Here is a 25,886-nt window from a genome sequence, read left to right as displayed (position 1 = left end):
GGTGGCGGAACTGCGTGGAGCGCTGATTGGCTGCGGCTTCTTTGCCGTCAACCAGATGCATGCCTGGCGCGACATCGAAGGCGCCTCGATCGTCGCCATCTGCGACCGCGACCCGGAACGGCTCACGGTGGTCGGCGACCAGTTCGGCATTGAGCGACGCTACACAGACGCGGCGGCACTTTTTGCCAGCGAAAAGATGGATTTCGTCGATATCGCCACCACCGCGCCGAGCCACCGCCCGCTTGTCGAGATGGCGGCACAAAACCGCGTCCCGGCGATCTGCCAAAAACCGTTTGCGCCGTCGCTTGCCGATGCCAAGGCTATGGTGAAGGCATGCACCGATGCCGGCGTGGCGTTGATGGTGCATGAAAATTTTCGCTGGCAGTCGCCGATCCAGGCGGTGCGCGCCGTGCTCGACAGCGGCGACATCGGCACACCCTTCTTCGGACGGATCTCGTTCCGCTCGGCCTATGACGTGTTTTCAGGCCAGCCCTATCTGGCGAGAGGAAAGCGCTTCATCATCGAAGACCTCGGCATCCACAGTCTCGACATAGCCCGCTTCCTGCTGGGCGACGTTTCGACGATCACGACCCGAACCGCTCGCATTAATCCCCAAATTGCCGGCGAGGATGTCGCAACCATGCTGATGGACCACAAGAGCGGCGCAACGTCTGTGGTCGACTGCAGCTATGCGACCAAGCTCGCCATCGAGCCGTTTCCACAGACACTGGTCGAGATCGACGGCAGCGACGGCACGATCCGGCTCGAGCACAATTACCGGCTCACCGTCACCGGCAGGAACGGAACGGCGGTCAGTGACGTCTCGCCGCCGCTGCTGCCCTGGGCATCGCGGCCATGGCACAACATCCAGGAAAGCGTCGTCGCCATTCAAAGGCACTGGGTCGACTGCCTGGCCAACGGGACCGAGCCGGCAACCTCGGGTGCGGACAATCTGAGGACCTTGGCGCTGGTCGAGGCCGCCTATGCGGGGGCGGCGAGCCGCGAGCCGGTGCAGCTCGACGCTTTGCTGAGATGAACGCCGACGCCTTCCTCCTCTATGGCGCGCACGCGGTCGAGGCCGAGCCGGTCAGGTTGCGCGCCGGCGCGCTCAGCGCCGACTTCGTCAACGGCAATCTGCGCACGATCCGCCATGTCGGCATCGAACGACGCCGCCTTGTGATGACGCCTTCCGCGATCACCCAGATCGGGTGAATCAGCTGTCGGAATTCATCACCCGGAGTTCATCACCCGGAGTTCATCACGTAGAGCGCGCGTGAGCGCTCGAGGTGCTTGATCATCGCCTTCTCGGCGCGATCCGCGTCCTTCTGCTCGATGCGGCCGATGATCTCTTCATGCTCGGTCAGCGTAAAATTTTCCTTGCCGGTCCAGATCAGCATCTCGGTGTGATATTCCTTCAGCCAGCCAAGCATCGCTTCGCTGACCGCGACATAGATCGGGTTGCCAGATATCGCCGCGATCTGGGTATGAAACTTCATATCGGCGGCTATGAAGGCTTCGGAATCGCCGCGAAAGCTGCGCTGTTCGGCAACGGTCGCCCACAATCGCTGCACGTCCTCGGCGGTTGCCTTTTCGGCGGCTTCCCTGACCATGCCGCGCTCAAAGAAGATGCGCGCGTTCTTGAGGTGCTCCAGCGTGTCCTTCGACGACGACAGGATGATCTTGGCCGCGCCGTCGACTTGTCTGATGATCGACTTGGCGGTCAGCTGCAGCACTTTCGCCCGCTCGCCATGCGAGATCGCGACGAGGCCCATATTGCTCAACGCCTGCATCGCCTCGCGGATCGCCGGCCTGCCGACCTCGAAGCGCTCCATCAACTCGCGCTCCGACGGCATGTCGTCGCCCGGCTGCAATTCCCCGCTGGTGATCAGGCGCTTCAGCCTCAAAAATACTTCGTCGGAAAGTTTGCGCCGGACGATCGGCTCCGAACGGTTCATCGTCGCGAATCACTCCTTTGACCGGTCTCTATTTAGCATTGCCACGAGGATTCCCAGAATGCCTGCCCGAGCAGGATATCGCTTGCAATACTTATGTACTCATTATACCAGATTTCGAAGATCAGGGAATTTTTTTCGAACTATGATCACCCTCACCTATCGCCTCGAAACCTCAGGCAGCATCGAGGCGCTGGCGGCCAAGATCGCCAGCGACCAGTCGACAGGAACCTTCGTCGCGCTGGCCGGCGAGACCGAAGAGCTCAAGGCGCGGGTGGCGGCGCGGGTTCTGGCGATTAGGCCTCTGCCGGACGCCGATCGCCCGTCCCTTCCCGAAGCCGGGGACGGGCCCTCCAAGCGCGCGGATGTCGACATCGCATTTCCGTTTGATGCCATCGGCACTGATCTTTCGGCGCTGATGACCATCGCCATCGGCGGTGCCTTTTCGATCAAGGGTCTGTCCGGCATTCGCATCATCGATATGAAGCTGCCTGAGGAATACCGGGGCGCGCACCCGGGTCCGCAATTCGGTGTCGCCGGCAGCCGGAGGCTGACCGGTGTGAACGGCCGCCCGATCATCGGGACAATCGTCAAGCCGGCGCTTGGGCTGCGCCCGCCCGAGACGGCCGCAATGGTGGGTGAGCTGATCGCCGCCGGCGTCGATTTCATCAAGGACGACGAGAAGCTGATGAGCCCGGCCTATTCGCCGCTGTCGGAACGGGTGATAGCGATCATGCCGCTCGTCCTCGACCATGAGCAGAAGACCGGCAAAAAGGTGATGTATGCCTTCGGCATCTCGCATGCCGACCCGGACGAGATGATGCGCAACCATGATCTGGTGGCGAAGGCCGGCGGCAATTGCGCCGTGGTCAACATCAACTCCATCGGCTTCGGCGGCATGGCTTACCTTAGAAAGCGCTCCAGCCTGGTGCTCCATGCCCACCGCAACGGCTGGGACATTCTCACCCGTCACCCCGGCCTCGGTATGGATTTCAAGGTCTGGCAGCAGTTCTGGCGGCTGCTCGGCGTCGATCAGTTCCAGATCAACGGCATCGCTTCGAAATACTGGGAGCCGGACTGGTCCTTCATCAGTTCCTTCGAGGCGGTGACCACGCCGATCTTTTCGCCTGATGATTGCGCATTGCCAGTCGCCGGCTCCGGCCAATGGGGTGGACAAGCCCCCGAAACCTACCGGCGAACCGGCCGAACGGTCGATCTTCTCTATCTCTGCGGCGGCGGCATCGTCAGCCATCCTGACGGGCCGGGCGCCGGCGTGCGCGCCGTGCAGCAAGCCTGGCAGGCGGCCGTCGATGGCATACCGTTGGCGGACTTCGCCCTGAGCCACCCCGAACTGGCGCGGTCGATCGAGAAATTCGGCGACGGCAAAGCGGCCTGACGCCATGCAAAGCCTGCTCCTGAGCTACTATGGCGATGACCTCACCGGCTCGACCGACGTCATGGAGGCGCTCGAGCTCGGCGGCGTGCCGACCGTGCTGTTCATGCGCCAACCGGACGAGGCCCTGCTTTCGCAGTTCGGGCACTGCTGTGCGATCGGCCTGGCCGGCACCAGCCGAAGCGAGACGCCGCAGTGGATGGACATGCATCTCCGAGGCGCCTTCGCCTGGCTGAAGACCCAGAACGCCGAGATCTGCCACTACAAGGTCTGCTCGACCTTCGATTCCAGCCCGGCGATCGGCAGCATCGGCCGGGCGATCGAGATCGGCCGCTCGGTTTTCAGCCAGGACAGCGTGCCGCTGGTGGTCGGCGCGCCGCAGCTCAAGCGCTACACCGCTTTCGGCCATCTGTTCGCGGCTTACCGCGACAAATATTTCCGTATCGATCGCCATCCCGTAATGAGCCGCCACCCGACCACGCCGATGGATGAATCCGACCTGCTGATCCATCTGTCGCGCCAGACGGACCTCACCTGCGGCCTGGTCGATCTGGCGACGCTGCAGTCGGCGTCCCGATCGGAAGCGTTCGATCGCTTGCTCGCCGATGGCACCAACATCGTGCTTTTGGACATCGCCAGCCTGCAAACTCAGGCGCTTGCCGGCAAGGAGATATGGCGCGTTCGCCGGCCGGGCGGCACTTTCGTCGTCGGCTCTTCGGGCATCGAATATGCGCTGCTGGCCGAATGGGTCGCCAACCGGACCGTCCGTGCCGAGCCCAGCTTTTCGCCGCCGGGTGCGGCCGACCGGATCGCGGTGGTCTCGGGCAGTTGCTCGCCGATAACGGAGCGACAGATCCGGCATGCTTTGACGGACGGTTTCGACGGGATCGCGGTGGACCCTGTCGAACTGGTTTCCGAAGCCTCCAGCGATGCGATTGCGCGCGCGGTTTCCGCCGGCCGTGCCAGCCTGGAAGCCGGTCGCAGCGTCGTCCTCTACACCGCCCTCGGCCCCACAGCCGACCGGGGCGCCGAGATCGACCGGCAGGAAGGCGCCCGCCACAAGCTTGGCCGCGGCCTCGGCGAACTTCTTCGCGAGCTGACGATCCAACAAAAATTGCAGCGCGTGGTCATTGCCGGCGGCGATACGTCGAGCCATGCGCTCGGCCAGATAGGCGTTGATGCGCTGACGGTCATGATGCCGCTGCCCGCGTCGCCAGGCTCGCCGCTTTGCGTCGCCCACTCGCGCGTCAAGGCAATCGACGGACTGGAGATCGCCCTTAAGGGCGGGCAAGTCGGAACCGATCGCTATTTCTGCGCCATCCGCGATGGGCTCGGCGGCTGACAGGATTGCCTGATCTCACGACTTCTTGAACACGGCGCGGTTACCATCGCGCGTTGCCTGTCCCACATTAGGCGCCGGATGCGTAGCGGCGGGGCGGCGCACAACGCTCAAGCCGGGGCTGACCACGGCCCGCCGAGTGAACCAGCGGGATGCCGCGATGTCATTCAGACCATTGCTTGGTGAAGGACGGGTCCAGAGCCAGGAAGAGAAGTCGGAGCCCCTGCAAACCGCGTCATGGGGCAGTTCGTCGATCGTTTTCGACAACCGGCGGTGGGCGTGTCGCGAGGCGGAGCTCTGCTGGACAGCCCCACATCATCTGATCGTGCTGACCGAAGAAGGCGGAACCTCCCATAAGTCCATCCGGCACGAGGCGAGATCGCTCTACGACGGAATGGACCGTCCCGGAGCCCTCACCTTCGTCCCCGCAGGTGCGGAGCGGCAGGGCTTCTATCGCGATGTAAACCTCTCCTACTCAGCCTTGTGGATCGATCCCGAGATCAGACTTCCTGGCTGCGAACGCTTGAGAGACCTGCCGATTCTGGTGAACAGAAAAGACGTGGTGATCGCCACTCTGCTGAGTTCGCTTCGCGACGAGATGGCACTCGGCCATAGGCCGGACACTGCCTATATCGAGCATCTGGTCGCACTGGTCAGCCTCCGCGTGGCCAACCTGAACCGCGAGCAACACCCGTCAGTGCGTCACGGCTGTCTCAGCCGTCGCGCGCTTGGTCGCGTTCGGGCTTACATCGATGCCCATATGAATGCTGACGTTTCGCTCAGCGAGTTGGCAGTCGTCGCGGGCATGGCCGTCGACAGTTTTGCACGCCGATTCAAGGCGACGACCGGCCTTGCACCCTATGCTTATGTTATCGAGGAACGCGTGCGGCGAGCCGAGATACTGCTGCGCGAAACGGGTATGTCGATCGGTAGCATTGCCTTTCGGCTCGGCTTTTCAAGCCAGAGCCACTTCACCACGACTTTCCGGCGTCTCAGGGGCATGACGCCTCGGGCCTATCGGGTGAATTCTTCTCCGGAATCCTGATATTGCCGCCGGTTTCTTGAAAGAAAGCCGCCGCGCGCCTTCCCACCTCCAAGGTCGATGAGTGACAGAACCCGACGGTACGCCATCGGGTCAAGTCGCCGTCTTCCGTTCTTGTCATTGCGACTGGGAGATCATGCATGGCCGAAACTGACAACAGAAACGGGCCGACTCGTCGAACGGTTCTGGAGGGCGGGGTGGTGACCGGCGTGCTCCTGGCTACCGGCATACCGGTGTACGCCGAGCCGGCCGGCGCCGTTGCGGCGGCCGCATCGCCGACACCGGCGCCGACCATGCCGATATCCCTGCGGATCAACGCGAAGGATTTTGCCGTCGAGCTCGACCCGCGGACGACGCTGCTCGACGCGTTGCGCAACCACCTCGGCCTCACCGGCTCGAAGAAAGGCTGCGACCACGGCCAGTGCGGCGCATGCACGGTGCTCATCGATGGCCGCCGGATCAATTCCTGCCTGACGCTTGCGGCAATGCATGAAGGCGATGAGATCACCACGATCGAGGGCCTGGCCGTGGGCGACCGGCTGCATCCGGTGCAGGCTGCCTTCGTTGCCCGCGACGGCTTCCAGTGCGGTTACTGCACGCCGGGCCAGATCTGCTCCGCGGTCGGTATGCTGGGCGAGGCCAGGGCCGGCTGGCCGAGCCATGCGAGCGCCGACGTGGCAGCGGCTTCTGTCGCTCTCACCGATGCCGAGATCCGCGAGCGGATGAGCGGCAACATCTGCCGTTGTGCCGCTTATCCGAACATTGTCGCTGCAATCCGAGACGCGGCAGAGGGGGCGTGAGCAATGCAGTCCTTCACCTATGAGCGTGCGGCGAGTGCCGAGCAGGCAGCCGCCGCGGTCGCGGCCCGGCCGGACGCCAAGTTCATCAGCGGCGGCACCAACCTGCTCGACCTGATGAAGCTCGAAATCGAGCGCCCAGCGCATCTCGTCGACATCAGCCGGCTGCCGCTCGATCGGATCGAGGAGACGGCGGCAGGCGGGCTTCGGGTCGGCGCCCAGGTCCGCAACAGCGATCTCGCCGCCGATCCGCGGGTAAGGTCACGCTACCCGATGCTCACGCAAGCGCTGCTGGCGGGAGCGTCCGGCCAGATACGCAACAAGGCCTCGACCAGCGGCAATCTCCTGCAGCGCACGCGCTGCCCCTATTTTTACGACCGCAACATGCCTTGCAACAAGCGCCAGCAAGGTTCGGGCTGCGCGGCGCTGCAGGGCTTCAATCGCATGCACGCCGTACTCGGCGCGAGCGAAGCCTGCATCGCGGTCCATCCCTCCGACATGGCGGTCGCCATGGCCGGGCTAGACGCCAGGATTGAGACCATATCGCCCGGCGGCGAGACCCGGACGATCCCGATCGGCGATCTCCATCGATTGCCCGAGGCGACGCCGCATGTGGAGACCGCGCTCGGCCACGGCGAGATGATCGCCGCGGTCACCCTGCCGCCGCCGCCGCCCGGCCGGCAGGTTTACCGCAAGGTGCGCGACCGTGCCTCCTACGCCTTCGCGCTGGTGTCGGTGGCAGCAATCGTCGAGAAAAGCGGCGATCGTATCCGAAGCGCTCGGATCGCCATCGGCGGCGTGGCCGCGAAGCCCTGGCGCGCGACGGAGGCGGAGCGCACCCTCGCAGGAGCGGCGGCGTCCGACGGCGCTTTTACCGATGCGGCCGAAGCCGCGCTCGCCGGAGCAGTCGGGCATGACGGCAATGATTTCAAGATCCCGCTGGCGAAACGGACGATGCGGCACACGCTCGCTGCTGCCGCCGAGAGTGCGTGAGGTGACATGATGACAGAGACGAAGACCTCGAACCGTCCGCGCGAAACACGCAGCGGCATCATCGGGCGTCCATTCGATCGCATTGATGGTCCGCTCAAGGTGAGAGGCGACGCCACCTACGCCTACGAGACTACGCTGGAGGGCATAGCCTTTGGCTATATTCTCGGCGCCGCCGTCGCCAAGGGGCGCATTGCCGAGATCGACACCGCCGAAGCCGAACGGGCGCCGGCAGTGCTGCTCGTCATGACGCACCGGAATGCACCGGCCCAGCCGGATTTCGGCCCGGCGGTCACGCCGACGGTGCCGGAGGTCTTCACGCGCGCCCGGCCCGCGCTCAACAGCGAGCGGGTGCGCTATTACGACGAGCCCGTCGCACTGGTCGTTGCGGAGACGTTCGAGGCGGCACGCGCTGCCGCCGGCCTCATCAAAGTGCGCTACGACGAGGAGCCGGGCCTCTACGATTTGCCGGCGCATGTGGCCGACGCCTACGCACCAAAGCGGACCAATGCCGGCTTCGAGACCGACAGCGTGATCGGCGACTTCGAGAGCGCCTTTGCCGCGGCTCCGGTCAAGGTCGATGCCACTTACCGGACGCCCTTCGAACATCACAATCCGATGGAGCCCCATGCGACGCTCGCCGCCTGGTCAGGCAACGAGCTGACGATCCATACATCGGCGCAGACCCTGGCGAATCCGGGCGGGCGTCGCCAGCACGCTTCGCATCCCGCCCGAGCGTGTGCGCATCGTGAGTCCGTTCATCGGCGGAGGCTTCGGCTCCAAGCTGATTGCCCATGCCGATACAATCCTGGCCGCGCTTGCTGCGCAGGTCCTGCGGCGTCCCGTCAAGATCGCGCTGACGCGACAACAGATGTTCGCCAATGCCGGTCATCGCGCAGAGATGATCCAACAGGTGCGTCTCAGACGGCGATCTTCTCCAGCGCATCCGGCACGGACACCGACGGGCGGCTCAGCGGGATCGCGCACGACGTCTGGTCGGCAACGTCCAGTTTCGAGGAGTACTGCGAGCAAACAGCAGTTTTTGCCCGCTCGCTCTATGCGGCGCCGAACCGTGTCACCCGGCATCGGCTGGTTCCGCTGGATATCAACCGCGGCGAATGGATGCGCTCGCCCGGCGAAGCCCCGGGCATGCTGGCCTTCGAATGCGCCATGGATGAGCTCGCCGAGCGGCTCGGACTGGACCCGATCGAGCTCAGGATCCGCAATGAACCGGCACAGGATCCTGAGCGCGGCGTGCCGTTCTCCACCCGCAATCTCGTTGCCTGCATGGAGGAAGGGGCACGCCGTTTCGGTTGGGAGCGGAGAAACCCGACGCCGGGCAGCACCCGAGAGGGCCGCAAGCTCATCGGCTACGGCATGGCGGCGGCGATCCGTCCGAACTACATCGGCGCGGCGACGGCGCGGGTTGCGATCGACCGGGACGGCCGGGTGACGGCGCGGCTCGACATGACGGATATCGGGACCGGCACTTATACGATCCTGACCCAGATCGCTGCGGACAGCCTCGGTCTGCCGATCTCGTCCATCAAAGTGGAGCTTGGCGACAGCCGCTTCCCGCGCACCGCCGGCTCCGGCGGGTCCTGGGGCGCGGCGAGCGCGGGGTCGGCGCTGCACAACGCCTGCAACGCCCTCAAGGAACGGATCCTGAAGGCGGCGCAGTCGAGCGAGGCCTCACCGTTGCGTAGTACGAACGCCACCGAGGCAAGTTTTGCTAACAGCGAGGTCAGGGTCGGCCAGAGGTCGGCAGGCCTGGCTGACCTCATCCGGCGGATCGCTCCCGACGGGTTCGAGGCCGAGGGTTCCGTGGCCGCCGGCGCTGCCACCCCGTCTTACAAGGCTTACTCGCAGCATTCCTATGGCGCGCATTTCGCCGAGGTCGCAGTCGATTGCGATACCGGTGAGATCCGCATGCGCCGAATGCTGGCGGTGATGGGCGCCGGTCGTATCCTCAACGCTAAGACCGCGCGCTCGCAAATCATCGGCGGCATGACCTGGGGGATCGGTGCGGCGCTGATGGAGCAGACGGTGCTCGATCGGCGCTATGGCCACTTCGTCAATCACGATCTTGCCGAATATCACGTCCCGACCAACGGCGACGTCCCCGAGATGGAGGTCGTCTTCCTCGAGGAGCATGACGACAAGGCCAATCCACTTGGCGCGAAGGGTCTCGGCGAGCTCGGCGTCTGCGGTGCCGGGGCTGCAGTCGCCAACGCCATTTACAACGCGACCGGCGTGCGGGTGCGTGAATTTCCCATCACCTTGGACAAGCTGCTGCCTGCCTTGCCGGTGATCGCCATTTGACGCGGCAAGTTATCAGCTCTTCCCATCGCTTCTTCTTCGAGCACTTCAGGGGCAAATGAGGCAGCCCACGCCTGCATGCAGATCCTAGCCGCGCGGGAACATATTGCCGCGTGAAATGTCCGTCCCGGGTGGAAATTCCGGTAACACGCTGTACTATCTGCGAAAATACCGAAATCGGGAGGCTGCCGGTGCAGACCAAGAAGATCATCAACGACGGCAACCGCACTGTCGACGAGATGCTGGAGGGCATTCTGGCCGCGCATCCCGGCCGTCTCAAAAGCATGGAGGGCAGCCCACGCTCGATTGTTGCCCGCGATGGACCTCGCCAGGGCAAGGTTGGCCTCGTCATCGGCGGCGGCTCCGGCCACGAGCCGACCTTCCTCGGTTTCGTCGGCAAGGGGCTGGCCGACGCGGCGGCAATCGGCAATGTTTTTGCCTCGCCGCCGCCGGACCCGATCCTCGAATGCGCCAAGGCGGCCAGCGGCGGCGCCGGCGTGCTGTTCATGTATGGCAACTATGCCGGCGACGTGATGAACTTCGACATGGCTGCAGAGATGGCGGCGATGGATGAAATCGAGGTGCGCACCGTGCTGACCACCGACGACGTGGCATCGGCGCCGCGCGACCAGAGGCAAAAGCGCCGTGGTGTCGCCGGCAATTTCTTCATCTTCAAGGCCGCCGGTGCCGCCTGCGAGCGGATGCTGTCTTTCGACGAATGCGAGCGCATCGCCAGGAAGGCCAACGATCACACCTTCACCATGGGGGTCGCTCTTTCGCCCTGTTCGCTGCCGCAGACCCGCCGGCCGAATTTCGAGATCGGACCGGATGAGATGGAGATCGGCATGGGCATCCATGGCGAGCCGGGCATCGCCCGCGGAAAATTGAAAACGGCCGACGAGATCACCGACGAGATGCTGGACAAGATCGTCGACGAGATGGCGCCGGCACGCGGCGACAAGGTCGCTGTGCTCGTCAATTCGCTCGGCTCGACGCCGCTGATGGAACTCTACATCATGAACCGGCGCGTCAAGCAGCGGCTCGATGACATCGGCGTGTCAGTTCACGCGACCTGGGTCGGCAATTATTGCACCTCGCTCGAAATGGCCGGCGCCTCGGTGACGCTGATGCATCTCGACGCCGAATTGCAGACCATGCTCGACTATCCTTGCGACTGCGCTATGTTCCGCGCCGGCTGAAGGTGCATCCATGACATCCATCGATGCAGCCGATTTGAAAAGAATGTTCGATGCGATCGCGGTGGCGATCGAAGCCGACAAGGACAGGCTCTGTCAGCTCGACGGCGTCATCGGCGACGCCGATCATGGCATCGCCATGGCGCTCGGCTTTGGGGCGGTGCGCGATGCGCTGGCCCCGCTGGAGCTCACGGCAACCGAGCCGACAGCTCTCCTCAACACTGCGGCGAAGTCGTTCCTCAACGCAGTCGGCGCCTCGTCAGGCCCGCTCTACGCGACGGCCTTCATGCGTGGTGCGGCTGCCGTCAAGGGCAAGGCGGCCTTGGAGGGCGCCGACGTCGTCGGACTGTTCCAGGCAATGGCGCAAGGCATCCAGGATCGCGGCAAGGCCGAGATTGGCGAGAAGACGATGGTCGACGCTTGGCTGCCGGCGGCGCAGGCCGCGGCCGCTGCCCATGCCGCCGGCAAGACCCTGTCCGAAAGCCTGGCAGCCGCCCTCGAAGCAGCCGAACGGGGCGCCGAGGCGACCAAGGATATGATCGCCGCGAAGGGCCGCTCCTCGCGGCTCGGCGAGCGGTCGCTCGGGCACATCGACCCCGGCGCGGCGTCGGCGGTCACCGTCATCGGCGCGATGCGGAAAAGCCTGGCTTAGCCCAGCTTCGCCGCGTCGAGCGCGTCGATCGCCTGGACATTGCCGGCCGATGGCCCGTTTTCGTCGAACTCCGATGCGAGCCAGGCGTCGACGATCGACTTGGCCAGTTCCGGGCCGATGACGCGGGCGCCCATGGTGATGATCTGGGCATTGTTGGATTTGGCCGCGCGCTCCGCCGAATAGGTGTCATGGGTGAGTGCTGCGCGAATGCCGGGCACCTTGTTGGCCGAGATGGAAACGCCGATGCCGGTGCCGCAAAACAGAATGCCGCGATCGTTCTCGCCGTCGAGGATGGTCTGGGCGAGCTTCTGCGACAGGTCGGCATAGTAGCCCGCCTGGCTGAGATCGCTGACGGCGAGGCCGGGTTTGGTGGCGAGATGCGCGGCAATGACGTCGAGCAGCGGTTTGCCGGCACTGTCGGCTCCAATGGCTATTTTCATTTTTCTGTCCTTTCCTATTCGATTGATTCAGATCGCCGCCGAGGCGCGTTGAAGGATGTCGATGTAACCATCCGCCTGCCAGGCGGAGCGGCCAATGAACAGCCCGTCGATATGAGGCTGGCCGATCAACTCGGCGGCATTTTGCGGATTGACGCTGCCGCCATAAAGCACCGGCGGTATGGCCGGCAGGAGATCGCCGGCGATCTTCTTGATCAGCCCCTGCTGCCTATCGGCATAGTCCGCACTTGCCGGAATGCCCTTGTCGCCAATCGCCCAGACCGGTTCGTAAGCAAACACGATCGTCGCCGCCTTTGCCTGGCCTTCGAGGTATTGCAGCGCGCCACGCACCTGCATGGCCAACACCGCGTCGGCCTGGCCGCTGTTGCGTTGCGCCAATGTCTCGCCGACGCAGATGAGCGGCACCAGCCCGTGCTTTACCGCCGCTGCGGTCTTGAGGCCGACCGCATTGTCGGTCTCGCCGAAATGCTCGCGCCGTTCGCTATGGCCGAGCTCGACGAGGTCGAGCCCGCAATCCGTCAGCATCACGGGCGAGATCTCGCCGGTCCAGGCGCCGGCGTCGGCCCAGTGCATGTTCTGGGCACCGACCTTGACCCGCGTCGATGCCAAGGCTTTCTTGACCTCGCGGACCGCGGTGAAGGGCGGGATGACGAAGGGGTGGATACGGTCGTCGAAACCGGGGACGAAGCCCGCCAGCGCGTCAGCGAAGTCAATCGCCTCGGCCAGCGTCTTGTTCATTTTCCAGCTTGTGCCGACCCAGTAGACCATGTGTCCTCCTCAAATCTTCTCGACCAGTGTTAGCGAAACACCGGCGCCATCCAACACCTCACGCATCTGCGATTCCAGTTCGCGACCGGTGAAGACGGCGTCGAACGCCTTGAGATCGGTCAGGAAATGCAAGGCCGTGCGGCCGAACTTGCCGTGATCGACCAGCAGATATTTACGCGCGGCGGCGGCCATCATCAGCCGCTTGGTATGAACCACTTCCTGGTCCTGGTGGAAGGCGGAAGCGCCATGAATGGCCGACGACGACAGGAAGGCCACATCGGCGCGCAACGATCTCAACGTGTCCTCGGCAAGCAGGCCGAAGAAACCGTGAAACTTCTTGCTGTACTGGCCACCGAGCGCGATCAGGGTGATGCCGCCAACGCCTGCCAGCTCCTGGATAACGGCCAGATTGTTGGAGATCACCGTCAGCGGGCGGAGATCCGCAAGTTGGCGCGCAATGCCGCCCGCCGTCGAGCCGTCGTCGATGATCACCGTCTGGCCCGGTTCGATGACAGCCACGGCGGCAGCCGCGAGACGCTGCTTCTCCTCGGCGGCCTGCTTCTGGCGGTAGCGGAAATCGCTCTCGAACAGGCCGCTCGGCTGGATCGAGGCGCCGCCGCGCACCTTGCGCAGGAAGCCGCTTTCCTCAAGCTCGTCGAGGTCGCGATGGACGGTCATCTTCGACACGCCGAAGCGGGAGGCAAGGTCATCGACACTGGCCGTGCCGGTGTCCATCAGAAAATCCATGATGCCTTGCCGCCGGCCGTCGCTCTTCATCGTCCAGCCCCTGAATCCGACCCGCTGCGAATCCGCGGTGGCGGAAACCGCGATTTCACACCATTATAACAGAGAAAATCGCATAGTTGTCAAATTTTTTGTGATGGTGTTATCTTTTATCGGGATATTACTCGCTTCTGATTGCTGCCTTGTAACAAGAATTGCTCCCGGCGGCATGGCCAAAGGTTGCGGTTCTCCGGAAATCCGGCCAGAAGCATCAATGGGCTGAATGACGACCGGACAGCTCGCAACATCGGCTTGAAACCAAATACGGGAGACTATTGGGTGGCTCGCATCACATTGAGACAATTGCTCGACCATGCCGCCGAACACGGCTACGGCGTGCCTGCCTTCAACATGAACAATATGGAACAGGGCCTTGCGATCATGGAGGCGGCCGAGGAGACCAAATCGCCTGTCATCCTGCAGGCGAGCCGCGGCGCCCGCGCCTATGCCAACGACGTCGTGCTGGCCAAGCTGATCGACGCGCTGGTCGAAATCCACCCCGATATCCCGGTCTGCATGCATCTCGACCATGGCAACAACGAAGCCACCTGCGTGACCGCGATCCAGCACGGCTTCACCTCGGTGATGATGGACGGATCGCTGAAGGAAGACGGCAAGACGCCGGCCGATTATGGCTATAATTCCGGCATCACGCGGCGCGTCGTCGACATGGCGCATTGGGGCGGTGTGTCGGTGGAAGGCGAGATCGGCGTTCTCGGATCCCTGGAGATGGGCGGCGGCGAACAGGAAGACGGCCACGGCGTCGAGGGCGCCGTCAGCCACGACCAGCTGCTGACCGATCCGGAACAGGCGGTGCAATTTGTCAAGGACACGCATGTCGACGCGCTGGCCGTCGCCATGGGCACCAGCCACGGCGCCTACAAGTTCTCGCGCAAGCCCGACGGCGCGGTGCTCGCCATGAATGTGATCGAGGAGATCCACCGCCGCCTGCCGAACATGCACCTGGTCATGCACGGCTCATCCTCGGTGCCAGAAGAACTGCAGGAGATCATCAACAAATATGGCGGCCAGATGAAGCCGACATGGGGCGTGCCGGTCGAAGAGATCCAGCGCGGCATCAAGCACGGCGTGCGAAAGATCAACATCGATACCGACAACCGCATGGCGCTGACCGGCGCGATCCGCAAGGTGCTGACCGAGAACACGAGCGAGTTCGACCCGCGCAAATATCTGACGCCGGCAATGGCCGCGATGAGGAAGCTGTGCAAGGAGCGCTTCGAGCAGTTCGGCACCGCCGGCAATGCGTCGAAGATCAAGCCGCTGCCGGTCTCGGAAATGGCAAAGCGCTACAAGTCTGGCAGTCTCGATCCGAAATTCGGCTGACGTATTCTGGTTCTAAGCAGGAGCCGAATCGGCTCCTGCTTATCTATTCTGTTCGCGGCAAAATCGCCGTCCTGCCGGTCTCGATGAACGGCGCCCAATAGTCGACCGACTCGCGGATCATGGCGACGACCTGATGGTCGACAGGCTCGCGTTCGCGAAACGACAGTTCGAGGCAGATCTCGTTGTCGACGCCGCCGCCGCGGCGAAGCGTCTGCAAAAATTTTTCCGGGGTGATGCGGCCGTCCTTGTTGTAGGCGGCGATGAACGGCCAATGGCCGCCCTTGTTCATCGACGACTGTTTGATGTGGATGATCGGCGATAGCCTGGGGAAGGCTTCGGCCCAGGCATAGGGGTCGATGTCGGCCGGATTGCTCGAGGTCACGTCGCCATGGTCGATATCGACCATCATCTTCATCGGGATGGCCATGCCGGCCGCTTCGATCTCGTTGTGCAGGGTCCGGCAGCTCTCGATCGTATGGCCGAATTCGCGGCCGACCGACATCGGCTCCCAGAACAGATGGGTTAATCCGGCCGCCTTGGCGTGCTCGGCGACCTCGCGCCAGCATTCCAGTGCGATCTCGAAAAGCCGCGCGCGACGCTCCGGATCGTCAAAATCCCTGTGCGTGAAGATCGCGAACTGGGTGCCCATGCCGCTGGCGCCGAGCTCGGCCGAAATGTCGGCAAAGGTCTTGAACCAATCGACGTAGTAGCGACGCACGTCGGCGTCGGGATGGCCGAAATGGTTGAGCCGCCCATAAGGACCGGTCATGCCGGATGTCACGCGCACGCCAGTGCGGTCGAGCGCGGTGCGGAACAGGCGGACGAATTTCGAGATCGTCGCCGCAGGCCAGCCGGGATTGACGAATTCGTGCGTGAGCTGCACGTCACGGATGCCGATGTCGTAAGCGATCGCGTCGATCAGATCGTCCGGTTCGGCAAAACGGTTGACCAGCGGATTGGTGTTGAGGGAAAGCGTAAAACTCATCAGCCTGCCCTCACCAGTCGGCCAACGCACCAGTCCTCGAAGGCGGCTCTTTCCGCGGCGGACAGATGCAGGCCGTGTTTGGTGCGCCGTTCGAGAATATCGGCTGATGTCAGCGCCCATTCATGCTCGAACAAATAACTGGCCTCGCGTTCGAAAAAATCCTTGCCGAAGCACCGCCCCAGATCGGTGAGCGACCTGGACGCACCGACCAGAACGCGCGTCCTGGTGCCGTAGAGCCGGCCATAGTGCTTGACCAGCGATGCCGGCATCCATGGAAATTCGCGGCCGAGATCGCCGAGAAACTGCTCAAAGTCGGCATTGGCGATATCGCCGCCCGGCAGATAGCCTTTTGACGTCCACGGCTTGCCCATTTTCGGAAAGAACGGGGCGATCCTGTCCAGCGCGTGCTCGGCCAGCTTGCGGAAGGTGGTGATCTTGCCGCCGAAGACCGAGAGCAGCGGCGCCTGCCCGGCCGATGCATCGAGCTCGAAAATATAGTCGCGGGTTACCGCGCTTGGATTGTCGGCGTTGTCGTCATAGAGCGGCCGGACGCCGGAAAACGAGTAGATGACATCATCGCGGGCAAGTTCGCGCTTGAAGTAGCGGTTGACCACCCCGATCAGATAGTCGACCTCGCTGGTATCAGCCTTCACGTCTTCCGGCCGCCCATCATAGGGAATGTCGGTAGTGCCGATCAGGGCCAGATCGTTCTGGTAGGGATTGATGAAGATCACGCGTTTGTCGCTGTTCTGGACGAGATAGGCCTGCCGCCCTTCCCAAAATTTCGGCACCACGATGTGGCTGCCCTTGACCAGCCGGACATTCCGCTTGGAGTTCTGGCCGGCCACGCGGTTGATGATGTCGTTGACCCAGGGACCGGCGGCGTTGATCAGTGCCCGCGCCCGAACCGTGGTCCTGACGCCGGTTCGACTGTCGCGCATCTCGACCGACCACAGGTCGTTTTCACGTCGGGCGGCGGTGCAGGCGGTCCTGGTAAAGACCTTGGCTCCCCGTTCCGCCGCGTCGAGCGCATTGATGATGACGAGACGGGCATCGTCGACCCAGCAATCGGAATATTCGAACCCGCGCTTGAATGCATGTTTGATCGGCGCGCCTTCGGGCGCGGTGCGAAGGTTGAGCGTGCGGGTGGCCGGCAGCCGCTTGCGGCCGCCGAGATGATCGTAGAGAAACAGGCCGAGCCGGACCAGCCAGGCCGGCCGGTCGTCAGGGCTGTGCGGCAGCACGAAGCGCATCGGCCAGATGATGTGCGGCGCCGATTCAAGCAGCACTTCGCGCTCGATCAGCGCCTCGCGCACTAGCCGGAATTCGTAGTATTCGAGATAGCGCAGGCCGCCATGGACGAGCTTTCCCGATCGCGAACTGGTGCCTTCAGCAAGATCGTCTTTTTCGCACAGGATGACGGAAAGCCCGCGGCCGGCTGCGTCGCGCGCGACGCCGGCGCCATTGACGCCACCGCCGATGACGAAGAGATCGACGATTTCGGTGGCGCCGCTCATCTCGCGGGGTCCTCAGTGGCTAGATTGTGTTTCATGGCTCTGCGACCTCAGCATGGGTTGACCGGTGGTAGCCCGGCGATGAAGCGGCGCACCTCTTCGGCCGCCTGCTCGGCCGCATAGGTCACCGTGCGCACCGATGCGCCGGCGATATGCGGCGTCAGGGTGACATTCGGAAGCTGCAGCAGCGGCCAGTCGGCAGGCGCCGGCTCGACCGCGAACGTCTCCAGCATGGCGCTGCCGATATGGCCTGAGACCAGCGCATCGTAGAGCGCGTCGTAGTCGACCAGCGGCCCGCGCGCGGTGTTGACGAAAATCACCCCCGGCTTCATCCGGGCGATGGTGTCTTTGTTGACAAGGCCGCGGGTCTCCTCGGTCACCCGGGGATGAAGCGTGACCACATCGGAGCGGGACAGGAGATCGTCCAGCGCGACCAGTTCGACGCCGGCATTGCGGTCTTCGGCGCTCAGTTGCACATAGGGATCGGTGACGAGGATGCGGCAGCCGAAGGCGCGCAACAGACGGACAACCTTGGTGCCGATATTGCCATAGCCGATGACGCCGACCGTCATTTCGTTGAGCTCTCGGCCGGTGCGGTCGGCGCGGTAGAGATCGCCGCGCCATTCCCCCTTGCGCAACGCTTCGTGCCCGACTCGGATCAGCCGCGTCTCGGCAAGGATGGCGCCGATGGTGAACTCGGCCACAGCACTTGCATTGCGGCCGGGCACATTGACGACGGTGATGCCGTGGGCTTTGGCGGCGGCCATGTCGATGTTGATCGGGCCGCCGCGCGAGACCGCAACCAGCTTCAGCGCCGGCAGACGCTGCATCATGGTCTCGGAGAGCGGCGCAAGCTGGGTGACGAAGATCTCGGCGTCGCCGATGAAATCGACCACCTCGTGCGGATCGCCAAAATACTCCTTGACCTTGTCGAGGCCGAGCGCCGCATTGCCGAATTCCATCGGCTCGTCGGGCCAGGCCGCCTCAAGCGTACGAATGTCGAGATTGTCTCCGCAGGCCTCCTCGATTTTCTCGCGAAACACTTCGGGAAGCATGAAGCGGTCGCCAATGATTGCAATCTTCTCACGCATGCTCGACTTCTCAGTTTGCCCTGGATGCGGCCATCGACCGCCAGACCGGCCGCAGCGCCTCATGCGCCAATGTGTAGGACGGAACCGCCCGCTCATAGATCGCTGCAAGTTTTCGGTCGCTCGGTTCCGCCGCGCCAAGCAGCGGCGTGACCCATTCGCCGACGCATTCGTCCATCGACGCGTATTGGCCGACGCAGACCGCAGCGATCATCGCGGCGCCCGCCGCACCGGCTTCCTCGCGTTGGCTGGTGCGAATGTCGGCGCCGACGACAGCACCCAGGATCTTGCGCAGAGCCGGGCTTCTGGCCGCACCGCCGGTCAGCCGGATCTCGCTCGGTAGCGGCCCCATGGCGGCATAGCAATCGCGCGACGCGAAGGCCAGTCCCTCGATAACGGCGCGGACCATGTCGGCGTAACCGTGCCGCGACGAGATGCCGACGAAACCGGCCCTGGCATTGGCGTCGACGAACGGCCCGCGCTCGCCGGCCTCCGACACATAGGGCTGATAGAGCAGCGAGGCCGGCTCCGATGACGATATCCATTCATCGACCAGCGCGATCATCTCGCCGTTGCTGCGGGTAATGCCTTGGGAGGCGAGAATGCCGGAGGCGAGGCTAAGGATCCAATCGATGTTGAGCGTCGCTGCCATGTTCGATTGCATCTGCGCAAAGACGCCGGGCGCCGGCATCGTCATCGTGTAGCCGGTCCTGGCCTCGTTGAGCAGCACCTCGTCCGGCGTCTGAGCAAGCCGCATATGCATGCCGGTAGAGCCGATGATGGAGCAGCCGGGCTTGCGCTCGCGGTCGAGCAGGCCGGCGCCGAGCGCGGTGCAGGCGACGTCGACATAGGCGAGCACCACCGGCGTACCGGAAAGCAGCCCGGTCGCTTCGGCAGCCGCCGCCGACAGCCCGGCGCTCTGCCTGGTGCCGTCGACGATTGGCGGCAGCAGATGCCTGAGATCAGCGACGCCGAGCACCTCAAGCACATCGTCGCAATAGCCACGAGTGCGGAAGTCACCGAAGGTGAAGGTGCCCTCGGACGGATCGGTGGCGCGGTCGCCGGTCAGGTTGAAATAGAGCCAGTCCTTGCAATGAAATGCCGTCGTGGCGCCGGCAAGCATGTCAGGCGCGTTGCGCTTCATGAAGGCAAGCTGCGGTCCCTGCTGGCAGGCGGCCAGGCCGCTGCCGGTCTTTTCGAAACGGAGCCGGTCATCGGGCCGCGCGCGGATCTCCTCGACTATCGCGGCAGCGCGCGCGTCGAGCCACAGCCAGCCCTTCGCGACCGGCTCACCCTCCTTGTCGATCAGCCAGGTGCCGTCGCCCTGCCCGGTCACGGCGATGGCGATGGTGCGGCCGGCGAGGTCCGGCACCTTGTCGGCAAGCTGGCGCAGGGTGGTCGCGGTATCGGCCCAGGTGCGCGCCAGATCCTGCTCGGCGCCTCCGCCCGGCAAGGTCTCATACCGGTTCGGCAACGCCGCGGCCGCGAGCTGCCGGCCCGCCGTGTCGAAGGCGACGGACTTGATGACAGACGTGCCGGCGTCGATGCCGATCAGCACATCCCGCATCAGGCAAGCTCCATGCCGTGCGAAATGGCCATGCCGCTGGACTGATCGAAGACGTGCAGGTTTTTCGGATCGATGCTGATATTGATCGGCGCGCCAAGCTCCAGCCGGGTCCGGTCATGTTCGACCAGGACGAGCGAGCCGCCGGCGAAATCCGCGGCGATATGGGTCTGATCGCCGAGCCATTGGTTGGCCGAAACCGTGGCCGGCACGCCGTCCTTCGAGCGGCGAACCGCATAGGGTCTGATACCGATGACGACCCGCTGCCGTTTGAGCAATTCGTCGCGAACCGAGCCGCTGAACGCGTCCTTGTCATAGTCGAGCGAAAGCCCGTCGGGCAGTCGCAAATTGATCTTGTCGGCAGCCGTGCCGACATAGGCCTCGAAGACATTCATCGGCGGCTCGCCGACGAAGGTGCCGGTGAACAGGTTGGCCGGCCGCTGCTTGAGCATATCGGGCGTATCGAACTGCTGCAGCACGCCGCCTTCCATCACCGCGATCCGGTCGGCAAGCGCGTTGGCCTCGGTCTGGTCGTGGGTGACCAAGATTGCGGTCAGGCCGCGCTCCTTGATGAAGTGCTTGATGCGGCCGCGCAGCACGGCGCGAAGCTGCGGCTCGAGCTGGCCCATCGGTTCGTCCAGCAGATGCAGGTCGGCCTCGCGGATCAGCGCCCGGCCGAGGCTGGCGCGCTGCTGCTGGCCGCCGGAGATGGAGCTTGGATAGCGCTCCAGAATGTCCTCGATCTCGAGCAGCTTGGCGATGCTGGCGACCTTCGCATCGACGTCGCTTTTCCGCAGCTTGGCCGCCTTGAGCGCAAACGCCATGTTCTCGCGCACGGTCAGCGGCGGATACAGCGAATAGCCCTCGAACGCCATCGCCACATTGCGCTTGACCGGCGGCAGCGTGTGCACCTTGCGGCCGGCAACCGAGATGGTGCCGCGCGAGACCTCCTCGAAGCCGGCGATCATGCGCAATGTCGAGGTCTTGCCGCAACCGGACGAGCCGAGCAGTGCGACGATCTCGCCTTTGTCAATTTCCATCGTCAGATTCTGGACAGCGTGCACACCTCGGTCGATCGGGCCGTAGAACTTATCGACGCCTGAAATGGTGAGTGCGCTCTGGCTCATGCCGCTTCTCCGCTGTGCAAATTGACGACGTTCTTCGAGCCGATACGGTCGCCACTGGCACGATCGAACAGCAGGGCGCCTTTGCCGTCGACGGCGATATGGGCCCTGCCCTCGATTTGACCCGCTGTTCCGGCCGGCCGGGAGACCAGGATTTCGCGGCCGCGCACGGTGCGCACCAGCGTGACAATCTTTTCGTTGAGCGGCGTCTCCGCCTCGATCGTCACCGGTATGGCAGCGGGCGTTCCGTCGTCGACGAAGCGCAGCGCTTCGGGCCGCAAGCCGATCACGCAATCGCGGCCGACCGTCGCGTCATAGGCGCCGGTCAGATGGACCTGAACATTCGACAGACCGACATAGATGCCCTTGGCATCGCGCGACGGCTTGACGTCGAGCAGGTTGATTGTCGGATCGCCGAACAGCCGCGCGATCTCGATGTTCGCCGGCTCACGATAGATCTGCTCGGGCGTGCCAAGCTGCTTGATGACACCTTGCGACATCACCGCGATGCGATCGCCGAGCGCCATGGCCTCCTTGTAGTCCTGGGTGACGTAGACGACGGTCGCGCCGCGATCGGCCAGCAGCCTCGGCAGTTCGAGCCGCATCTCGAAGCGCAATTTGGCATCGACGTTGCGCAAGGGGTCGTCGAGCAGCAGCACCGGCGGCGAGCCGACCAGAGCGCGGGCGAGCGCGGTGCGCTGCTTCTGGCCGTTGGACAGCGCCCGTGGCTTATGGCTGAGCACGTGGCCGATCTTCAGCAGCTTGGCGACGCTCTCGACGCCCGCCTTCATCGCATTTTGTGACGATCGCTTGGCCTGAAGCGGCGTGGCGATGTTGTCGAAGGCGGTCATGTGTGGAAACAGCGCGAAATTCTGGAACGCCATGCCGACGCCGCGGAACTCGGCGTCAAGATCGGTCATGTCCTCGCCGCCGATGAAGATCTTTCCCTCATCGGGGTCGATGACGCCGGCGACGAGCCGCAGCAGCACCGTCTTGCCGGCGCCGGACGGTCCGAACAGGACCAGCGTTTCGCCGTCGGCGACGCTCAGCGACAGATTGTCGAGCACAGTCTGGCTCTTGTAGCGCTTGACGACATTTCGCAATTCGAGGCTGGCCATCGGAGCTATCCTTTCACCGCGCCGAGCGACAGGCCTTCGACGAGATAGCGCTGCGCATAGAGGGCAAGCGCCAGCGTCGGCGTGATCGACAGCACGATCGCCGCCGAGATCTGGCCGTACTGGATGCCGGAGGAGGTGATGAAGGCGAGCGCGCCGACCGTCACCGGCTGCTTGTCGGCCGAAGCGAGCACGAGCGCGAAGATGAAATTGTTCCAGGCGAAGATGAAGGCGAGCAGGCCGGCAGCCGCGATGCCGGGGCCGGCGAGCGGCAGCGCGATCTTGCGGAAGGTGGCGAACCAGGAATGGCCGGCGATGCGATAGGCATATTCGATATCGGCCGGGATGTCCTCGAAATAGCCGCGCACGATCCACAGGATCAGCGGCAGGCAGATCAGCTGATAGACCCAGATCAGCCCGATATAGGTGTTTGCCAGTCCAAGCTTCTGGAAATAGAGGGTCAGCGGCAGCAGCACCAGCAGCGCCGGCGCAAACCTAAACGACAGCAGCGTGAAGGCGATGTCCTCCGAGCCGCGGAATTTGTGCCGGGCAAAGGCATAAGCAGCGGGAACGCCGAGCAACAGCGCAACGGCGACCGAGGTGACCGACAGGAACACCGAATTCCACAGGTTGCGCATGAAGGCAATGTCGAGCGTTCCGGCTGCCGTCGTCAGCTTTCCGGTGATCAGCGCGGTGTAGTTGGCCAACGTCGGCTTGAAGACAAGCTGCGGCGGAATCCGCAGGATGGTTTCGTTGGTCTGGAAGGACATCATGAGGATCCAGACGATGGGGAACATAAAGAAGATAACGACCAGGGTCAGTGCTGCGCCGCGCAGGATGCGTTCGAGAAGCGAGGTGTGTTCCATCTCAGCCTCCTATGCCTGGCCGCGGGCGCGTTCGCGCAGCCGCAGCCAGTTCTTGATGAAGATGTTGGAGAGGAAATAGGTGATCGCCCACAGGATAATCATCAGCGCCGCCGAGCGGCCGACATTGGTCGACTGGAAGAAGTTGAGGTAGGCCTCGACCTGGAAGACGGTCAGCGTGTCGCCCGGACCGCCCTGGGTCATGGCATAGATGATGTCGAACTGCTGGATGGAATCCAGCAGACGGAACAGCGTCGCCGTCAGGATGTAGGGCGTCAGCATCGGCAGGGTGATGCGGAAAAACACGAAAGTCCTCGGCACGCCATCGAGTGCTGCCGCCTCGAAGGGCTGCGTCGGCAGGCTGCGCAGCCCGGCAAGCAGAAGGATCATGATGAAGGGCGTGTAGACCCAGATGTCGACAAGAACCACGGTGAAAAGTGCGGTGGACGGCGACGAGGCCCAGCGGAAATCCTGCAGTCCGATGAGGCTGGCGAGATAGCTCAGCACGCCGAAGCCGGGATTGGTCATGAGCTTCCACATCAGCGCAGCGAGCGCCGGCGCCGTCATCAGCGGCATCAACAGCATGATCGAGATGAAATTGTTCAGCGTCGAGCGCTTCTGCAGCAGCATGGCGATGCCGAGACCGAGAAGCAGTTCGAGCAGCACGGTGATACCGGCATAGAGCAGCGATATCTCCAGCGTGTTCCAGAACCTCGGGTCAGTGAAAAAGGAGATATAGTTGTCGCCCCAGTTGAACTGCCGCGCCCAGGGCTGGCTCAGCCGGTAGCGCTGGAACGAATAGACCACCGATGTGAAGAACGGGATCAGGATGCCGATGCAGACGAGCAAGGCCGGCAGGCTGAGCACATAGGGCAGCACCCTCTTGCTGATCCTGAAGCCGGAAGGCCTGTTTCTTTGCATTGTTGCCGCAGTCATCGTGGCTCTCACCCGTCATCTCTGTTGTTTCGCCCTGCCGGCCGCCCAGGGAGCAAGGCGGCCGGTTGGGCGAGTGGCGGCACCGCCAGTGTTGAGCATCCGATTTCCCAAATCGGTTTCCACTTTTGGGTCCGATGCTCCAGGCGCCGCTTTGCAGTGAAATCGCCGGCTGGCCCGCAGAAGCGGGCCAGCCGTTCGCCAGGACTTTAGCCGAGCCCGGCTTCCTTGAGCTGGCCGTCGACGCTGGTGGCCAGCATGTCGAGGCCTTCGTCGACCGGCACTTCCTTGGCCACCATCTTCTGCAGCGTCGCCGCCCATTCGGTGGTGAGATCGAAGAACAGCGGCTGCGGGGTGAACTTGATGCTGGCGCCCGGCGCCGAGACGTCGAACATCTCGACATAGCCCGGATAGCTCTTGTTCAGCTTCTCGCGGAACATCTGGTCGTTCCAGACCGACTGACGGACCGGATTGACGAAGTCCATCTTGGTAGCACCGAACAGTGCATGCTCGGGCCCGGATGCCCATTGCATGAAGTACCAGGTGGCGTCCTTGTCCTTCGAGAAATTGGACATGGACAGCGACCAGATCCAGATATTGGGCGTCGGAGCCTTGGCGGCGGGATTGGCCTTGAAGGCGGAGAAGGCAAGCTTGCCGGCCATCTTGTTGTCGCCGCCGTTCATGAAGTAGCCGAGGATGTCGGCGTCGAAAATCATCGCCGAGGCGCCGGCGCCAAGATCGGTGCCGACCTGATACCACGTGTAGGTCGACCAGTCCTTGGGGCCGCTCTCCTGGATCATCTGGACCCACTGCTTGTGGAATGCCTTGGATTCGGCGGTGTTCATCGCGGCCGACAATTTGCCGTCGGCCGAGACATTCAGATCTTTCTGGTCAAAGTTGGCGTAAGCCGAGAGGAAGCCGGGATGGATCGTCGCCCAGGAGCGCGAACCGCGCACGCCGATGCCATAGACGCCGCCGCCAACATCCTTGGTGAGCTTCGCCGCCGTTGCGACCATCTCGTCCATATTGCCGGGAACGCCGACGCCGACCTTGTCGAACATGCCCTTGTTGTAGGTGATGTTGTTCTGTTCGAAACCCCACGGAATGCACCACTGCTTGGCGTCGTCGGAACCAAGCACGCCGCCGGGCTGGCCGTTCCAGGCGCAGGACTTCCTGACACCGGGCAGGAAGTCGTCCCAGGCATAGTTCACGTTGGTTTTGGTCGGGTCTTTGATCCACTCGTTGAGGTCGGTAATCCAGCCGGCCGGGCCGTAGGTCCAGGTCATGTAGGCGCCGGTCATGAAGGCATCGTATTCAGGCGAGCTGGCCGACAGCGCAGCGGTGACTTTGTCGAAATAGACGTCTTCCGGGAAGACGTCGTAGACGACTTCCATGCCGGTCAGCTTCTTGAAGTTTTCGAGGTTGGCGATCATCGCATCGGCGTAAGGATGCTTGTTGAGCAAGAGCTTGATGGTCTTGCCCTTGTGCGCCTGCCAGTCGAAATCCGCCGCCAGCGCGCGGGTCTGCCCCAGGTTGAGCAGCGTGCCGGCCGTGCCGGCGGCAAGGCCCATCGCGCCGAGGCCTTTGATCAGCCCACGACGATCGACTTGTCCGCGCAGGAACGCGTCGATCAGGTCTTTCTCTTTCTCATGCATTGTCTTCTCCTC

General features: G+C 63.6%; 23 protein-coding genes and 1 pseudogene. 11 read left to right on the top strand and 13 right to left on the bottom strand.

Annotated features, from left to right (window positions below; genetic code table 11):
* Nucleotide 1: 1 nt before the first annotated feature.
* Both NMG70_RS15440 and NMG70_RS15435 read left to right on the top strand, forming a co-directional pair.
* Entirely contained in the window at nt 2-1,036 is a 1,035-nt protein-coding gene (locus NMG70_RS15440; protein WP_254025420.1) for a Gfo/Idh/MocA family protein, read from the top strand.
* Nucleotides 1,033-1,212 carry a hypothetical protein gene (locus NMG70_RS15435; RefSeq protein ID WP_254025426.1) on the top strand — a complete coding sequence of 60 codons (180 nt, stop codon included), beginning with the start codon at nt 1,033-1,035 and terminating at the stop codon, nt 1,210-1,212. Before NMG70_RS15440 ends, NMG70_RS15435 begins: the two co-directional genes overlap by 4 nt.
* Before the next feature lie 32 nt (nt 1,213-1,244).
* On the opposite strand, the gene NMG70_RS15430 is transcribed toward NMG70_RS15435, so the two are convergent.
* The gene (locus NMG70_RS15430; protein ID WP_254025331.1) at nt 1,245-1,955 is read right to left on the bottom strand and encodes a transcriptional regulator NanR; all 711 of its coding nucleotides are present in this window, start codon (nt 1,953-1,955) and stop codon (nt 1,245-1,247) included.
* 142 nt (nt 1,956-2,097) lie between these two features.
* On the opposite strand from NMG70_RS15430, the gene oiaX reads away from it, so the two are divergent.
* The 8 genes and pseudogenes from oiaX (at nt 2,098) to dhaL (ending at nt 11,680) form a co-directional block, all read left to right on the top strand.
* A complete protein-coding gene (gene oiaX, locus NMG70_RS15425) occupies nt 2,098-3,348 on the top strand; it encodes a 3-oxo-isoapionate-4-phosphate decarboxylase OiaX (protein WP_254025330.1) in 1,251 nt (416 codons plus the stop codon).
* Nucleotides 3,349-3,352: 4 nt separating this feature from the next.
* Entirely contained in the window at nt 3,353-4,687 is a 1,335-nt protein-coding gene (locus NMG70_RS15420; protein WP_254025329.1) for a four-carbon acid sugar kinase family protein, read from the top strand.
* A gap of 157 nt (nt 4,688-4,844) precedes the next feature.
* On the top strand, nt 4,845-5,729 hold the full coding sequence (locus NMG70_RS15415) for a helix-turn-helix domain-containing protein (RefSeq protein ID WP_254025419.1): 885 nt from the start codon (nt 4,845-4,847) through the stop codon (nt 5,727-5,729).
* A gap of 137 nt (nt 5,730-5,866) precedes the next feature.
* The gene (locus tag NMG70_RS15410) at nt 5,867-6,526 is read left to right on the top strand and encodes a 2Fe-2S iron-sulfur cluster-binding protein (protein ID WP_254025328.1); all 660 of its coding nucleotides are present in this window, start codon (nt 5,867-5,869) and stop codon (nt 6,524-6,526) included.
* 3 nt (nt 6,527-6,529) lie between these two features.
* Nucleotides 6,530-7,516 (top strand): FAD binding domain-containing protein, encoded by a 987-nt coding sequence (locus NMG70_RS15405; RefSeq protein ID WP_254025327.1) that lies wholly within the window; start codon nt 6,530-6,532, stop codon nt 7,514-7,516.
* Between the two features lie 9 nt (nt 7,517-7,525).
* Nucleotides 7,526-9,835, top strand: a pseudogene (locus NMG70_RS15400) (xanthine dehydrogenase family protein molybdopterin-binding subunit).
* 188 nt (nt 9,836-10,023) lie between these two features.
* Nucleotides 10,024-11,031, top strand: coding sequence for a dihydroxyacetone kinase subunit DhaK (locus NMG70_RS15395; RefSeq protein WP_254025326.1), 1,008 nt, complete (start codon nt 10,024-10,026; stop codon nt 11,029-11,031).
* 10 nt (nt 11,032-11,041) lie between these two features.
* Nucleotides 11,042-11,680, top strand: a complete 639-nt coding sequence (gene dhaL, locus NMG70_RS15390; protein WP_254025325.1) for a dihydroxyacetone kinase subunit DhaL — start codon at nt 11,042-11,044, stop codon at nt 11,678-11,680.
* Here the strand turns inward: dhaL and derI are convergent.
* From derI to NMG70_RS15375, 3 genes are read right to left on the bottom strand one after another with little or no spacing between them, the layout of a single operon-like run.
* A complete protein-coding gene (derI, locus tag NMG70_RS15385) occupies nt 11,677-12,120 on the bottom strand; it encodes a D-erythrulose-4-phosphate isomerase (protein WP_254025324.1) in 444 nt (147 codons plus the stop codon). The two genes, dhaL and derI, sit on opposite strands and share 4 nt — an antisense overlap.
* Nucleotides 12,121-12,147: 27 nt before the next feature.
* A complete protein-coding gene (locus tag NMG70_RS15380) occupies nt 12,148-12,906 on the bottom strand; it encodes a triose-phosphate isomerase (protein ID WP_254025323.1) in 759 nt (252 codons plus the stop codon).
* 9 nt (nt 12,907-12,915) lie between these two features.
* Nucleotides 12,916-13,683 carry a DeoR/GlpR family DNA-binding transcription regulator gene (locus NMG70_RS15375; protein ID WP_254025322.1) on the bottom strand — a complete coding sequence of 256 codons (768 nt, stop codon included), beginning with the start codon at nt 13,681-13,683 and terminating at the stop codon, nt 12,916-12,918.
* A gap of 285 nt (nt 13,684-13,968) precedes the next feature.
* On the opposite strand from NMG70_RS15375, the gene fba reads away from it, so the two are divergent.
* Entirely contained in the window at nt 13,969-15,033 is a 1,065-nt protein-coding gene (gene fba, locus NMG70_RS15370) for a class II fructose-bisphosphate aldolase (RefSeq protein ID WP_254025321.1), read from the top strand.
* Between the two features lie 43 nt (nt 15,034-15,076).
* On the opposite strand, the gene NMG70_RS15365 is transcribed toward fba, so the two are convergent.
* From NMG70_RS15365 to NMG70_RS15325, 9 genes are all read right to left on the bottom strand, one after another.
* Nucleotides 15,077-16,018 (bottom strand): sugar phosphate isomerase/epimerase family protein, encoded by a 942-nt coding sequence (locus NMG70_RS15365; protein ID WP_254025320.1) that lies wholly within the window; start codon nt 16,016-16,018, stop codon nt 15,077-15,079.
* A complete protein-coding gene (locus tag NMG70_RS15360) occupies nt 16,018-17,535 on the bottom strand; it encodes a glycerol-3-phosphate dehydrogenase (protein ID WP_254025319.1) in 1,518 nt (505 codons plus the stop codon). Before NMG70_RS15360 ends, NMG70_RS15365 begins: the two co-directional genes overlap by 1 nt.
* A gap of 47 nt (nt 17,536-17,582) precedes the next feature.
* The gene (locus NMG70_RS15355) at nt 17,583-18,623 is read right to left on the bottom strand and encodes a 2-hydroxyacid dehydrogenase (RefSeq protein ID WP_254025318.1); all 1,041 of its coding nucleotides are present in this window, start codon (nt 18,621-18,623) and stop codon (nt 17,583-17,585) included.
* Nucleotides 18,624-18,633: 10 nt separating this feature from the next.
* Nucleotides 18,634-20,187: an FGGY-family carbohydrate kinase gene (locus tag NMG70_RS15350; RefSeq protein WP_254025317.1), complete on the bottom strand. Its 1,554-nt coding sequence runs from the start codon at nt 20,185-20,187 to the stop codon at nt 18,634-18,636.
* Nucleotides 20,187-21,311, bottom strand: a complete 1,125-nt coding sequence (locus NMG70_RS15345; RefSeq protein WP_254025316.1) for an ABC transporter ATP-binding protein — start codon at nt 21,309-21,311, stop codon at nt 20,187-20,189. Before NMG70_RS15345 ends, NMG70_RS15350 begins: the two co-directional genes overlap by 1 nt.
* Nucleotides 21,308-22,426, bottom strand: a complete 1,119-nt coding sequence (locus NMG70_RS15340) for an ABC transporter ATP-binding protein (RefSeq protein WP_254025315.1) — start codon at nt 22,424-22,426, stop codon at nt 21,308-21,310. Before NMG70_RS15340 ends, NMG70_RS15345 begins: the two co-directional genes overlap by 4 nt.
* Before the next feature lie 5 nt (nt 22,427-22,431).
* The gene (locus NMG70_RS15335) at nt 22,432-23,289 is read right to left on the bottom strand and encodes a carbohydrate ABC transporter permease (protein WP_254025314.1); all 858 of its coding nucleotides are present in this window, start codon (nt 23,287-23,289) and stop codon (nt 22,432-22,434) included.
* A gap of 9 nt (nt 23,290-23,298) precedes the next feature.
* Complete coding sequence (locus tag NMG70_RS15330; protein ID WP_254025313.1) at nt 23,299-24,222, bottom strand: carbohydrate ABC transporter permease; 924 nt, start codon at nt 24,220-24,222, stop codon at nt 23,299-23,301.
* A gap of 206 nt (nt 24,223-24,428) precedes the next feature.
* A complete protein-coding gene (locus tag NMG70_RS15325) occupies nt 24,429-25,874 on the bottom strand; it encodes an ABC transporter substrate-binding protein (protein WP_254025312.1) in 1,446 nt (481 codons plus the stop codon).
* Nucleotides 25,875-25,886 lie beyond the last annotated feature (12 nt).

The sequence above is a fragment of the Mesorhizobium ventifaucium genome (assembly GCF_935822925.1).
Classification (GTDB): Bacteria; Pseudomonadota; Alphaproteobacteria; order Rhizobiales; family Rhizobiaceae; genus Mesorhizobium; species Mesorhizobium ventifaucium.
This window is presented reverse-complemented; position numbering and strand designations above follow the sequence as displayed.